This is a genomic window from Maridesulfovibrio sp. (assembly GCF_963666665.1).
Lineage (GTDB): Bacteria > Desulfobacterota > Desulfovibrionia > Desulfovibrionales > Desulfovibrionaceae > Maridesulfovibrio.
Genome location: NZ_OY762999.1, coordinates 1,127,986 through 1,140,973 on the forward strand (window position 1 = coordinate 1,127,986; position 12,988 = coordinate 1,140,973).

10 protein-coding genes are annotated in these 12,988 nt (G+C 51.7%); 8 read left to right on the forward strand and 2 right to left on the reverse strand.

All coding sequences use genetic code 11. The annotated features are described in order from the left end of the window. Positions 1 to 10 precede the first annotated feature (10 nt). The 8 genes from ACKU40_RS05095 to ACKU40_RS05130 all read left to right on the forward strand — a co-directional run bounded on the left by ACKU40_RS05095 (position 11) and on the right by ACKU40_RS05130 (position 10,950). Positions 11 to 2,008, forward strand: coding sequence for a CoB--CoM heterodisulfide reductase iron-sulfur subunit A family protein (locus ACKU40_RS05095; RefSeq protein WP_320175438.1), 1,998 nt, complete (start codon positions 11 to 13; stop codon positions 2,006 to 2,008). Positions 2,009 to 2,024: 16 nt separating this feature from the next. Continuing rightward, positions 2,025 to 2,450, forward strand: a complete 426-nt coding sequence (locus ACKU40_RS05100; protein ID WP_320175439.1) for a hydrogenase iron-sulfur subunit — start codon at positions 2,025 to 2,027, stop codon at positions 2,448 to 2,450. A gap of 24 nt (positions 2,451 to 2,474) precedes the next feature. After that, entirely contained in the window at positions 2,475 to 3,623 is a 1,149-nt protein-coding gene (locus ACKU40_RS05105; protein ID WP_320175440.1) for a Coenzyme F420 hydrogenase/dehydrogenase, beta subunit C-terminal domain, read from the forward strand. A gap of 27 nt (positions 3,624 to 3,650) precedes the next feature. Then, positions 3,651 to 7,082 carry a 4Fe-4S binding protein gene (locus tag ACKU40_RS05110; protein ID WP_320175441.1) on the forward strand — a complete coding sequence of 1,144 codons (3,432 nt, stop codon included), beginning with the start codon at positions 3,651 to 3,653 and terminating at the stop codon, positions 7,080 to 7,082. 36 nt (positions 7,083 to 7,118) lie between these two features. Then, complete coding sequence (locus tag ACKU40_RS05115; RefSeq protein WP_320175442.1) at positions 7,119 to 7,685, forward strand: 4Fe-4S dicluster domain-containing protein; 567 nt, start codon at positions 7,119 to 7,121, stop codon at positions 7,683 to 7,685. After that, on the forward strand, positions 7,685 to 8,608 hold the full coding sequence (locus ACKU40_RS05120) for a CoB--CoM heterodisulfide reductase iron-sulfur subunit B family protein (protein ID WP_320175443.1): 924 nt from the start codon (positions 7,685 to 7,687) through the stop codon (positions 8,606 to 8,608). Before ACKU40_RS05115 ends, ACKU40_RS05120 begins: the two co-directional genes overlap by 1 nt. A gap of 21 nt (positions 8,609 to 8,629) precedes the next feature. Beyond that, complete coding sequence (locus tag ACKU40_RS05125; RefSeq protein WP_320175444.1) at positions 8,630 to 9,526, forward strand: universal stress protein; 897 nt, start codon at positions 8,630 to 8,632, stop codon at positions 9,524 to 9,526. Positions 9,527 to 9,630: 104 nt separating this feature from the next. Next, positions 9,631 to 10,950 carry a (Fe-S)-binding protein gene (locus tag ACKU40_RS05130; protein WP_320175445.1) on the forward strand — a complete coding sequence of 440 codons (1,320 nt, stop codon included), beginning with the start codon at positions 9,631 to 9,633 and terminating at the stop codon, positions 10,948 to 10,950. Between the two features lie 289 nt (positions 10,951 to 11,239). Here the strand turns inward: ACKU40_RS05130 and ACKU40_RS05135 are convergent, their stop codons facing one another. Together ACKU40_RS05135 and ACKU40_RS05140 are read right to left on the reverse strand one after the other, a co-directional pair. Further along, positions 11,240 to 12,106 (reverse strand): class I SAM-dependent methyltransferase, encoded by an 867-nt coding sequence (locus tag ACKU40_RS05135; protein ID WP_320175446.1) that lies wholly within the window; start codon positions 12,104 to 12,106, stop codon positions 11,240 to 11,242. Continuing rightward, positions 12,106 to 12,921 carry a class I SAM-dependent methyltransferase gene (locus tag ACKU40_RS05140; RefSeq protein WP_320175447.1) on the reverse strand — a complete coding sequence of 272 codons (816 nt, stop codon included), beginning with the start codon at positions 12,919 to 12,921 and terminating at the stop codon, positions 12,106 to 12,108. Before ACKU40_RS05140 ends, ACKU40_RS05135 begins: the two co-directional genes overlap by 1 nt. Positions 12,922 to 12,988 lie beyond the last annotated feature (67 nt).

Consider the following 12,988-nt stretch of genomic DNA (forward strand, 5'->3'; position numbering starts at 1 on the left):
AGGCGTAATCATGGCAAAAAAGATCGGCGTATATGTCTGCCATTGCGGATCGAATATTGCGGGCAGGGTTAATTGCGAAAAGGTTGCCGATTTTGCAAGGCAACTTAAGGATGTTGCGGTTGCCCGTGATTATCAGTTCATGTGTTCGGACCCCGGTCAGGAAATGATTATTCGGGATATTCGTGAAAATGGCCTTAGCCGCGTTGTGGTTGCATCCTGTTCTCCCCGGCTGCACGAAAAGACTTTTCAGAAAGCCTGTGCCCGTGCCGGTCTCAATCCTTATCTGATGCAGCATTGCTGTATCCGTGAGCATTGCTCATGGATTACGGGAGATTCTGATCAGGCTACCGCCAAGGCCATGCACATTGTCGAGGCGGCAGTGCACAGGGTCGTCAGGCATCAGGAGCTATTTTCCCGTGAGGTGGATGTTTTACCCGATGTCATGGTGGTCGGTGCAGGGATTGCAGGAATTCAGGCTGCTCTCGACATCGCAAAGTCCGGACACAAGGTCCACCTTGTGGAAAAAGCACCATCAATCGGTGGACATATGGCCCAGTTCGACAAGACTTTTCCCACCCTCGACTGTGCCGCCTGTATTTCCACTCCCAAGATGGTGGCGGTCTCTCAGGAACCCAATATCAATCTTATGACCTGGAGCGAGGTTGAGGACGTTTCAGGATTTGTCGGCAATTATACCGTTACTGTTTTGCGTAAGCCCCGTTATGTCAATGAGACGGTCTGTACTGGTTGCGGAGCCTGTCTGGAGAAGTGCCCGACCAAGGCCATCAGCGAGTTTAACGAAGGGCTGGGCACACGTAAGGCCATTTACCGCAATTCGCCTCAGGCTGTACCGAATACGCCGGTCATAGACGGCACAGTCTGTAAGAAGATTACCACGGATAAGTGTGGAATCTGCCAGAAGATATGTCCCACCGGGGCCATTGATTACACCATGCAGGAGAAGCGCGAGGTCTTCAATGTGGGCAGTATTGTCCTTGCTACCGGATACGACACAATGGATCCCACTCCCATCGCTGAATACGGATTCGGCAGGTATGATGAAGTTTATACCGCCCTGCAGTTCGAGCGCTTGAACAATGCTGTCGGCCCGACCGGTGGCAAGATAGTAATGAAAAACGGTCAGCCGCCGGAAAGTGTTGCCATAATCCATTGCGTGGGTAGTCGCGACAAGAATTATCACGAGTACTGTTCCCGGACCTGCTGCATGTATGCCCTTAAATATGATCATCTTATCAAGGATAAGGTGGGGCATGATGTCAGTGTCTACAATTTTTATATTGATATGCGCTGCTTCGGTAAGGGGTATGAGGAGTTTTTCAAGCGGGTTCAGGAAGAGGGCGTGACCTTTATCCGTGGCCGTCCCGCAGAAATTGTTCAGGAAGGCGAAAAGCTGGTTGTGGTCGGCGAGGATACCCTGCTCGGCATGGATGTTCGGGTTCCGGCGGACATGGTTATTCTCTGTACTGCCATGGAGCCACGGGCGGACATGACTGATGTCGCTCGCATTTTCGGCGTATCGCAGGGACAGGACGGGTTCTTTCTGGAAGAGCACCCCAAGCTCGGCCCGGTTTCGACTGCCACGGATGGAATCTTTCTGGCCGGAGCCTGTCAGGGACCGAAGGATATTCCTGATGCTGTGGCCCACGCTTCAGGCGGAGCTGCTCAGGCTCTGGCGTTGGCAGCAAAGGGAAAGGTTTCCATTTCACCCACCACATCGTGGATCAATCCGGATATCTGTATAGGATGCAAGATCTGTATTAACCTCTGCGCCTATTCCGCAATCGAATTTGATGAACGGAGGCAGGTATCGGTCATTAATGAAGCAATGTGCAAGGGTTGCGGCAGCTGCGCCGGATACTGTCCGAGCGGAGCAGCCCAGATCAAGCACTTCAGCGAGAACCAGATATTTGACGAAATTGACGGTCTTCTGGGGATGATGCCGGAAGCCGTTGTTGAACTACCCATTGAAAGTCGGGCCGAGGAATAGGCTTGAGGAGACGGTCATGAGCGAACAATTCGAACCGACAATAGTGGCTTTTGTCTGTAACTGGTGCACCTATACCGCGGCAGATCTCGCCGGGACTTCAAGGATGGTGCAGCAACCCAACCTGAGGCTGGTGAGGATGATGTGTACTGGCATGGTGGACCCCAAGTACGTCATCAAGGCTCTGCTTTCCGGGGCTGACGGAGTTCTGGTCAGTGGGTGCCATCCCGGTGATTGCCATTACATCAACGGCAACTACAAGGCCCGGCGCAGGGTAAAGCTGTTGAATGAGATACTGCCTCAGTTCGGCATTGAAAAGGAAAGATTGAAGTTGACCTGGGTCGGTGCCAGTGAAGGAAATGAATTTGCGGCCACGGTAAATAATTTCATTAATGAAATACGTGAAATGGGTCCCATGGAAGCTCGTTCCATGGCGGTTATCTAACGCTGCGGACCAGGAGGTTGTGACATGGCGACCACTGCAAGAATAAAGGTTGAAGAAAAGAATCCTGTTCAGGCTTTGCAGGGATTTTTGAAAGGGCTTTTGAGTGATGAAGCTTTGGGCGGCATTATGGTGCCTGTCCATCTGTTCGGCAAGGGCATGCCCATGCCCACGCTGGTGACTGATCCAGACCAGCTGTCTGCGGCTGATCCTCTGGCTCCGGCATACCCCATGAACAGCGCAAAGCTCCTGTCTCGACTGACCCGCGGACAGTCCGGGGAAAAGATCGCCGCGGTCATGCGCCCATGCGAGATCAGGGCATTTGTCGAGTTGGTCAAACTGAATCAGGGCAGTCTCGACAGCATCATAATTGTGGGCATGGATTGTGCCGGGGCATACGGCAATACCGATTACCTGAAGGTTGTCGGCGACAATGACCCGATCAATACTACCATTGATTTTCTCGGCCAGCACGGCTGCACAAATGAAACTGCTGTGGACGGTGTGGATATAGCTTCCGCCTGTCGAGTCTGTGAGCATCCTGCTCCGGCAAATGCCGACATCATAATTGGAATCGCCGGCGCTGACCTGCACTCGAGCATACCGGTCTCGGCGGCCAGTGCTCGCGGTGAGGCCCTGCTCAACAGCCTGGGCCTGCCCGAGGAACAGTCTTCCAACGGGCGTGAAAAGACTCTTAAGGAGATTATTGAACGCAGGACTGCGGCACGCGATGCCATGATGGAAGAAACAAGGGCCCTGACCGGAACTTTAGCGGGGCTTTCAGAATACTTTTCATCATGTGTCAACTGCTACAATTGCCGCGTGGCCTGTCCGGTCTGTTACTGCAAGGAATGTGTTTTCAATACTGATGTCTTTGAGCACAAGCCGTGGCAGTTTATGGGCTGGGCTAAGCGCAAGGGCAGTCTGAAGCTGCCCACGGACACTGTTTTCTATCACCTGACCAGAATGACCCATATGAGTACGGCCTGTGTTGGATGCGGACAGTGTTCCAATGCCTGTCCCAACGATATCCCGGTAATGGAATTGTTCAGGACCGTTGCCGCGCAAACACAACAGGGGTTTGATTATCTACCGGGCAGGAGCCTTAATGAGCCGCCGCCGTTGTCGGTGTTCAAGGAAGATGAATTTCAGGAAACGGTATCGCATATGGCCTAGTATCGCGCTAAGTAGCGGGAGGACTTTATGAGAAAGCAATATGGAGCACTGGTGGTCGGAGCGGGTATAGGCGGAATTAGAGCCGCTCTGGATCTGGCTGTTACCGGGCACAAGGTGGCTCTTATCGATAGACGGCCCAATCACGGCGGGATTCTGGCCCAGCTGGACCATCAATTTCCGTCTGACCATTGCGGTATGTGTCGAATGCTGCCGCTGATGTCGCGGGATTCATCAAGTCAGTACTGCCTGCGTAAGGGGCTCTTTCACGATAACATCGATATCATGCTTTCCACCGAGCTGGTTGAGCTTGAGGGCGAGCCCGGAAAGTTTCTAGTCTCGCTTAACCGGAAATCTCCCCTGATCGACCCTGAAAAGTGTGTCAGCTGCGGCAAGTGTTCCGAAGTCTGTCCGGTCAGGGTTCCCAGTGAATTCAATGCCGGACTGACGAATAGAGCAGCAGTATATCTTCCGGTTCCCCATGCCATACCCAATCATTATGTCCTCGATCTCGATAACTGCCAGCGCTGCTGGAAGTGTTTTGAAGCCTGTCCTACCGGAGCGATTGATTTCAAGTTCTCCGAACGCGAAGAATTTCATATTCTTATTGCCGACAGTGATCCTGAAATTGTCTCTTTTATGAAAGAGAGTCTGCAGGAGCAGAATTTCACTTTGCATTTTGCTTCATCGGGACGCGATGTTGTCGATATGCTTTCCGGTGATCAAAAAATCGGTCTGGTGCTGCTGGGGATGAACTTTGAGGACATGGCTGCTGACCGCGTGCTGACCCGTTGCCATGAATTGCGTCCGGGCCTGCCGGTAGTAGCCATGCCCGGTCTCGGTCAGGAAGAAAACGCAGCTGATCTCGTAATGCAGGGCGCACGTGATTATCTGGTCAAGCCTTTAGGGCAGAAGCGTTTTGTGCCGTGGCTGGATAAGCTCTACATGCGTATTATGTCCGACACGACCGAGGAGTTGATGGTCGGCGCGGTGGTTCTTGCCGGTGGATTCGATTGTTATAATCCGAAGATGGACCCACAGGGGGGCGAGGATATCTGGAGCTATAGTCATCCCGGCGTTGTTACCGCTATTGAATTTGAACGTCTGTTGAGCGGGACCGGACCATCCGGGGGTAAGCTTGTCAGGCCGGGAGACAATAAGCCGGTAGAGAAAATTGCCTGGATTCAATGTGTCGGTTCCCGTGATGTGCAGAAGGGAGCGGATTATTGTTCGGGAATCTGTTGCATGTTTTCCATCAAGGAATCCGTGTTGGCTAAAAAGGCCACTGGCGGCAAGGTTGATGCCACTATCTTCTATATGGATATGCGTACTGTTGGTAAGGATTACCAGCGCTATCGCCAGCGTGCAGAAACCGAGCTTGGGGTGCGTTTTGTTCCGAGCAGGCCACACTCCGTGACCCCGGATGAAGGCAGTCAGGGCCTTAAAATCGAATATCTGAGTCCAGCAGGGGAGTTGGAAGTCGAGAGCTTTGATATGGTTGTTCTGGCCGTGGGAGCGCGCCCTCCGGCAGGTATGGAAAAGTTTGCCCGGACCACCGGTATTGAACTCAATGACTGGGGTTTTGCCGACAGGAAATCTTATGCGCCTGAAAAGACCAGCCGGGTCGGTGTTTTTTCCGCAGGTGCTTTTAACGAACCCAGAGATATTTCTGATTCAGTTATTCAGGCTGGTGCTGCTGCTCAGGGCGCATCCAGACTGATCAAAGTCTATGACGTCCTTGCGGGTATTGAAACTGAGCCTGAGCCTGAATACCCGGATGTTTCAAGGCAGGCAGCCCGGACTTATGTCGCTGTCTGTACCTCCTGCCCGACTCTTGGACAGGAAGTGGACCTGAGTGAACTAAGCGCCCGTCTGGCTAAAATCCATTCCGTATGCAAGGTCGTCTCAGTCAATGGAGCCTGCACGGCAGAGGGCTGGGATGAAATCAGGCAGGGCGTTGCCGAATTTAAGCCCAACCGGGTGCTTATTGGGGCTTGTATGCCCTATGCCTATATCCCCCGCCTCAAGGAGTTGGGCCAGAGCATCGGGCTGAATCCTGCGCTTATGGATGTGGTTGATATCTACAGTCCGACCTTTGAACCGGACCTGAAGGACAGGCCGGAAAAGAAAATCTACGCTTCTCTGGCTTCTGCTGCTGCTCGTTTGCAGGGCGTGGACCCCGTTCCTCCACCGGTCATGGTAGACGTGACCAGATCCGCCTTGATTGTGGGCGGAGGATTGGCGGGTATGACTTCCGCCATGGCTGTGGCAGATCAGGGATACGGGGTCTGTCTGGTAGAGTCTGAAGAAGAACTCGGCGGTATGGCCATGCGCTTACATACCCAGCTTGACGGTTCCGATCCGCGTAAGTTCATGGAGGAACTGATCGGGCAAGTCATGAAACACCCCAACATAAAGGTATTCAAGGATTCTCGGGTAGTTCTTTCCAGAGGAAGTGCCGGAAAATTCAGGTCAGCCATTGCCAGCCCGGAAGGAGTTTTTCCTCTTGAACACGGAGTGACCATCCTCGCCACCGGAGCGCAGGAGGGCAAGATTTATGAAAGCGGTTTCTGCGTGCACAAGTCAGTGATGACTCATTTGACCCTTGAGGAAAGGCTGGCCTCCGGTGTGATTGATGCCGGGGAATTGTCTACTGTTGCCATGATTCAGTGCTGGCGCTCGCTAACTGAGGACCGCAAGTACTGTAGCAAGGTCTGCTGTCCTGAAATGTTGAAGAATGTCCTGACTCTCAAGGAACGTAATCCCGACCTTCCCATCTATGTCTTTTACCGGGACATCATGGCCCCCGGTTTTCTTGAAAGTTATTACACTCAGGCCCGCAAGGCCGGGGCCGTCTTTATTCGTTTCGATCCTGACAATCCACCAAAAGTTGAATTCGATGAGGGTAGGCCGGTGATCACTGCCTATGATTCCGTGCTTGGGGATAACGTTCAGATAAGTGCGGATATCTTGTCCCTTTCCAGCGGGCTTGATCCCAATGATGTGGATGATCTGCAGGAAATCTTTGGCGTAGAGGTCAACTCTGACGGATTTTATCAGGAAGCTGACTTCAAGTGGCGTCCTGTGGATTTCCTCAAGCAGGGTATCTACATGTGCGGAACTGCGGTCGCGCCCAAGCGTATGCATGAGACCGTGGCTTCGGCAAAGGCTGCTGCCCAGCGGGCCTTGCGTATTCTGAATGCCGAGAAGATCGCTCGTGAGACCGTTGTCGCATCAGTCCGTCACTCTCTGTGCTCACTTTGTCAGGCTTGTGTTTCCGCCTGCCCGTACGGGGCGAGGGTTGTTGATCTGGAAGCTGAGCAGATCGCAGTTGACGAGATTCTCTGTCAGGGATGCGGGGTTTGCGCCGCGGTCTGTCCCAATAGCGCTACTGTGCTCAAGGGGTTCCACGACGGACCGATGCTGTCAGTAATTGATGCTGTTTTGGAGGAACCGGCATAGGGCCGGATTATCACGATATTTCAAGGATGGTGAACCATGAAAGGTATAGACAGACAGGCGTGGAGTCCGGCGGACGAAGAGACACGATCGGTGCTTGCCGAACTTAAGGAGACGGTGGGGGCCTGCATGCAGTGTGGCACCTGCACGGCGTCCTGTCCCAACGGGTTTGCCATGGATGTTTCGCCGCGCGCCATGTGGAGAATGATTCAGTTCGACATGTTGGATCGGATTCTTAAGAGCCATACTTTCTGGCTCTGTTCGTCCTGTTATATGTGCACCCTGCGCTGCCCCAGAGGACTGAAGCTGACTTCGGCCATGGGTATGCTCAAACGGCTTGCACGGTTGAGGTCCGGGCAGGATGTGGCGGAAACCGGGGATTTTTATGAGGCATTCATGAGCAATGTTGAGACGTATGGCCGTGTTCAGGAATTGAGCCTGATGAACGGATACTTCATGAAAAGCATGAATCCTGTCCTGCCGCTGTCTTTTATACCGCTGGGGATAAAAATGCTCAGCAAAGGCAAGCTGCATCTTCCCGATACGATGCAGCGGGATACGCTGAAGGCCATGTTTGCCAAGGCCCGTGAAATGGAGGGACGCTGATGAAGTACGCATACTATCCCGGATGTTCCTTGCTTGAAAGTGCGCACGAATTTGATGTGTCTGTCAGGGCCGTCATGAATGCGCTGGGTGTGGAGCTGGAGGAAATTCCCGATTGGACCTGTTGCGGGGCCAGTGCCGCGGAACCGGTCAGTCGATTGATGAATTACGCACTTCCTGCACGTAATCTGGCTATTGCGGAAGAAAGGCTAAGCGGTCTGGATATTCTTGCACCGTGCAGTGCCTGTTACCTCAACCTGCTCAAGGTCAACCGTGAGGTTTTCGGAAACCGCAAGCTTCACGAAGAGGTGAATGAGGTGCTGGGCGTTTCCGGTCTGGCCTACACGGGATCGGTCCGGGTTCGCCACCTGTGTGATGTCCTGCTTAATGATATCGGTCCGGAAAGTATTGCAGCTGTGGTGGTCGACGGGCTGGAGAGCATGCGGGTGGCTCCTTATTACGGCTGCCAGATTCTACGTCCGTATACTGTTTTTGATGACCCCCGCAGGCCGAAGTCCATGGAACCTGTTTTAAAAGCTTTGGGAGCCGAGGTGTTCGAGTGGGATTCGGGCAACCGTTGTTGCGGGGCCTCGCTTATGATGGGGCACCGGGATGTGGCTCTGCACTCGGTAGGTTCCATTCTAAGCGCTGCGGCTGAAGCGGATGTCATCGTGACAGTCTGTCCTTTGTGCCAGATGAATCTTGAGGCTTATCAGGATCAACTTGCAGGAGGCGGCGTGAAGCATGTGCCGGTCATTTACCTGTCGCAGCTTATGGGGATGGCTTTTGGATTGGGAGAGGAAAAGACTCAACTTAATAAGAATCTGACTGTGACGGCCGGCGTCAGGAAGGATTTTGCCGACAAGGTCTGGGCTCGAGAGACTGTTCCCGAGCATGGCGGAAACGTAACAGATGTTGAACCGTAAACCCTAACCAAGGGGGACATTATGTTTAAGGACATTATTGTGGGGATTACTCCTACCGGAATCGATGATTGCGCGGTTAAGGCTGCTGTGGAATTTGCCCGGAAGTTTGAGGCTAACCTTTACTTGGTACATGTGGCCGGAATGGAGCAGGGATGGGGAGCGATAGAGCATCTGGCCCCTTCCGGTGAAACCGGGAAGCTTAAGGAGCAGATCTCCGAAATGTACGGACCTCTGCTCGGTGATCTTCCCAACTCCGAAATTATGGTTGTTCCTGGTATCCCCCACAGCGAACTTTTGCGTCTGGCCCGGAAGAAGAATACGGACCTCATCATCATGGGGCCTCATACCAAGGAGTATGAGGAACAGCGTTCCAAGATGTGGGGCATGGCCGGAAGTACTCTGGAACGGGTTAGCCAGAGGGCTCGTTGCCCGGTCATGATCGTGCACAAGGATGTAGTTACCAAGGAACCTCTTTTTGAAAACATTCTTGTTGCCACGGACTTCTCCGATCAGGCGGAGTGCGCCGTCAGCTACGGTGGACAGATGGCCCGTCAGTATAAGTCCAACCTGAGCGTAATTCATGTTGCGGACGGGGAAGCTGAAGGGGACAGTGAAGCCCGGCTTGAAAAGGCTTATGGATCCCGTCTGGCCGGATTGAATGCCTCATTTGAGGGGTGTCAGGGTCAGCCTTCAATGGAAATCCTGAAGAAGGCCCAGCAGGGCAATGCCGACTTGGTAATTATGGCTCACCATTCCAAGGAACAGGATCCTGAGAAGGCATTCCTTGGTTCTACCGTAGTTCAGGTTGCTCTTAATGCCACCTGTCCGACCATGAGTGTTAACCATCACTTCGATTTACGTTGCGGCCTGATGTATGACCAGACCGGAGCCGTTGTGCAGGCTGAAGCGTCAGCATAGTTTCCGGCTGCGGGCTGATTATTGAATTAAAAATCGAATTCCCGGGGGGAGTTACTCCCCCCGGAGTAATGAACGGTTAATCTCCGTAACATAAGGAGTAGTCCATGAACATGGTTGTGCCGAAAACGATGGATTCAGGGGTCCGGGAATTTTTGAATAAGTTCGATTTCAGCGCCTGTCTTGTATGTGGAACCTGCTCCAACGGGTGCCCGATTACCGGTACTCCCGGCATGGAGGGTTGGAATACCCGTAAGGTTATGCGCATGCTTGCCTACGGTATGGTCGACGAAGTGGTTGAATCCAAATTCCCATGGCTTTGTACCGGCTGCGGACGGTGTGCCTATTCCTGTCCCATGGGTATAGATATTCCTGCGGTCATGGCTCATATGAAAAGTATGCGTGAACGTGACAAGGTGCCGGGATCACTCCATAAGGGAACTATGAATAATGTGGATTCCGGTAACAATCTGGCTATACCCAAAGACGATTATCTCATGGGAATGGCAGATCTGGGCGAAGAAATGTCGGAAGAATGTCCTGGTTTTTATGTCCCGGTGGACAAGCAGGATGCAGATATCCTTTTTTTCCCCAACTCCAAGGAAGTATATGGTGACTACGAAGACCAGTTCTGGTGGTGGAAGGTGTTTTACGCCGCCAAAGAAAACTGGACCGTTCCTTCCGAAGGATGGGAAGCAGTGGACTGGGCTCTGTTTACCGGCAACTATGAAGCCAACAAGGTTTTGGCCCAGCGTAAGATCGATTACATGAAGAAATACAATATCAAGCGTATGATTATGCCGGACTGCGGCGGTGGTTCATATGGATGTCGTACCGGTATGGAAAAATGCGTTCTGGAGGACCCGAGGAACGAGGTTGGTTTCACCTATCTCTATGATTATCTGGTGCAGATAATCCGCGAGGGACGCATCAAACTTGATAAGTCCGTGAATGCCGGGAAACGTTTTACCTGGCATGACTCCTGTAAGCATGGCCGCGAACTGGCCCGTCATTTCGGTAAGGGCTTTTTCGAAGAGCCGCGCTGGATTATCAACCAGTGCGTGGATGATTTTGTTGAGATGACACCCAATCGGGGCTTGAATTATTGCTGCGGTGCTGGTGGAGGCATGTGGCCTGCTCCCTATGAGGATGAATCCGCATGGCATGCAAGACATAAGTACGACCAGATTAAGAGGAGCGGCGCGGATGTTGTTCTTGTTGGTTGTTCCAACTGTCGGGACCAGATCATGAAGCGCATTCCCAAGTATTATACCGACTACAAGTATGAGGTTAAATACATCTGGCAACTTGTTGCTGAAACGTTGATCCTTGAGCCTTGGGAAGAGGATATGGTTGCCAGAGCCAAGAAAGAGGCTGAAGCGCAATGGGAAAAGTTCGGGGTGGATACTTCTGCAGAGGAGTATTAGTCGGACCGGAAATGTGAAATATACTAGTTATATTCTCTGAATATGTTATTGGATCCTTAGAATACTCATCTGTTACTTGTTGAATTTAATCAGGAAGATATTTATACAGTTAAACCCCACAGTGCGTTTGCGCATTGTGGGGTTCTTTGTTTTGGGTGTAGAGAATGGTAAGATTGTGCGTATAATCTGGACGTCTTTTTTAGTAAGATATTTTATTTATTGCTGTGGCCAAATGATAACCATCCTGATGATTGAGAGTTATTCTAAACTTTTCTACCAGGTCTAACCACTATCTGATTTTCCAGAAAATTACGGATGCCTTGCAGCTTTCATGGACCATACCGTCCTGCGCGGAGGACATAACGTTCTGTTTAATAAGCTCTTCTGTTTGCGGGGTAAGTTCTGTGTATTTTGCATAGAATAGCTTCTGTTGATGTATTTTGCTTTCAGCAGATCTTTGGGTGGAATAATTTACAATGCGAACTTCCGGCAGGCGACCCATGGCATAGAGAAGATTGTAGGCCAGCGGGAATTCAGAATATCCGGGCTGCGGAACATCTCCCATGATGGAATTCCACATGCCGTCGCTGTGTCCGCTTGTTTCTCCTCCGGCACCGCCCACAACGCAGCAGAGGTTGCGTGATACCGACTCCAGACGTTCCAGCTGTACCCGTAGGTCGCGGAACATCCACATGGTGATGGCGGAAAGAGCCAAGTCAAAATGACTTTTGAGGCCTTCTGTGTCCACGTCCTGCCAGATTTTGGGAATGACTTTATATTGATCAACTCCGGCCTTTTCAGCATTGGTCTGCAGTTGTTTTCTCATTTCTCCGGCAGGTTCCACTGCTGTTACCCGATGTCCGGCCTGTCCCATGGGTACTAGTATGCTGCCCGGTCCGCAGCCAACATCCAGCACTTCGGCTTGCTCAGGCAGTCTTGAGCTGAGGGCGGAAAGGATACTGCGTCCGAAGCTATAGTCGCAGGCCTTGCGACCTACGGAAAAATCTTCTGCTCTGGCTTGCCAGTAGTTTAGGTGGGCGTTGCCCACATACATTGTTTCGCGGGTATCCCAGCGTTCGGCCCACTTTTTTTCCCAATGCTCCACGCTTTGTTTCTCATTCACTGTCTTCTCCAGCATGCTTGTATTCTTATTCATCAGGATCTCCACCACATCAGCGACATTACTGCCGGAACTTCGTAAAATCCGGCATTGTTTCTGCTCTCCACGTGCTGCTTAATCAGTTCACTGTCTTCAGTTGAGACCGTGCGATACTTAGAAACGAGATTTGTCCACATGGATCTTGCTGAATCCGTGGAGCGGCGCATGGTATAACTGACATTGGACAGGTCTGCAGGTCTGCCCAGCTCATTTAATATATTGTAAAGATACAGGGACCGGTCCAGTTCCGGTGCATTGATCCCCAGTTTGCGTTGCATCTGATGATTCTCTGCGTCCCCAATTCCCATGGTGTCTGCCAGACAGCAGAAGCCGCGTGAGATTCTGCTCATTTCACTGATCAGTTCTTCAATGTCAGGGAACTGCCATGCTGCATGGCAGAGAAAGACGAGGTCGAAACTGTTGTCCTGAGCTTGAGCGGCAAATGAAGCAAAATCCGCAACTTCAACTTTAATATTTTTGACCTCGGCGGAGTCGGCGTTGGCTTCCAGCAGGTTCGCCATGGATTGGGCCGGTTCTACTGCAATTACTCCTTTTGAGTGGCGGGCAAGGGGGAGTGTTACTGCTCCGACTCCTGATGCGATTTCAAGAACTAATGAATTTGTATCAATAATTCCCTCTTCAGTTAGGATTTCGCACATCTTTTTGCCATATCCGAATCTGCTTGATGTTATAAAATCATTATAGTCTTCGGCTCTTCGGTTCCAGTATCCCGTGTCGCTCCGAGCAGCCATGTCCTCCATCTGGTTACTCCAGATTTCTTTCCAAGATGTAGTTTTTTGCAGATTCATCATTAGCCCTTGTTATTGATTGTGGTTGTTTGTGATGTCTTTGTCGATGCTAGTATGTTTTTTAATACTT

Excerpts from the sequence above, each read along its gene's own strand:
- ACKU40_RS05095 (WP_320175438.1), top strand. The coding sequence starts at position 11 with ATGGCAAAAAAGATCGGCGTATATGTCTGCCATTGCGGATCGAATATT.
- ACKU40_RS05100 (WP_320175439.1), top strand. The coding sequence starts at position 2,025 with ATGAGCGAACAATTCGAACCGACAATAGTGGCTTTTGTCTGTAACTGG.
- ACKU40_RS05105 (WP_320175440.1), top strand. The coding sequence starts at position 2,475 with ATGGCGACCACTGCAAGAATAAAGGTTGAAGAAAAGAATCCTGTTCAG.
- ACKU40_RS05110 (WP_320175441.1), top strand. The coding sequence starts at position 3,651 with ATGAGAAAGCAATATGGAGCACTGGTGGTCGGAGCGGGTATAGGCGGA.
- ACKU40_RS05115 (WP_320175442.1), top strand. The coding sequence starts at position 7,119 with ATGAAAGGTATAGACAGACAGGCGTGGAGTCCGGCGGACGAAGAGACA.
- ACKU40_RS05120 (WP_320175443.1), top strand. The coding sequence starts at position 7,685 with ATGAAGTACGCATACTATCCCGGATGTTCCTTGCTTGAAAGTGCGCAC.
- ACKU40_RS05125 (WP_320175444.1), top strand. The coding sequence starts at position 8,630 with ATGTTTAAGGACATTATTGTGGGGATTACTCCTACCGGAATCGATGAT.
- ACKU40_RS05130 (WP_320175445.1), top strand. The coding sequence starts at position 9,631 with ATGAACATGGTTGTGCCGAAAACGATGGATTCAGGGGTCCGGGAATTT.
- ACKU40_RS05135 (WP_320175446.1), bottom strand. The coding sequence starts at position 12,106 with ATGAATAAGAATACAAGCATGCTGGAGAAGACAGTGAATGAGAAACAA.
- ACKU40_RS05140 (WP_320175447.1), bottom strand. The coding sequence starts at position 12,921 with ATGATGAATCTGCAAAAAACTACATCTTGGAAAGAAATCTGGAGTAAC.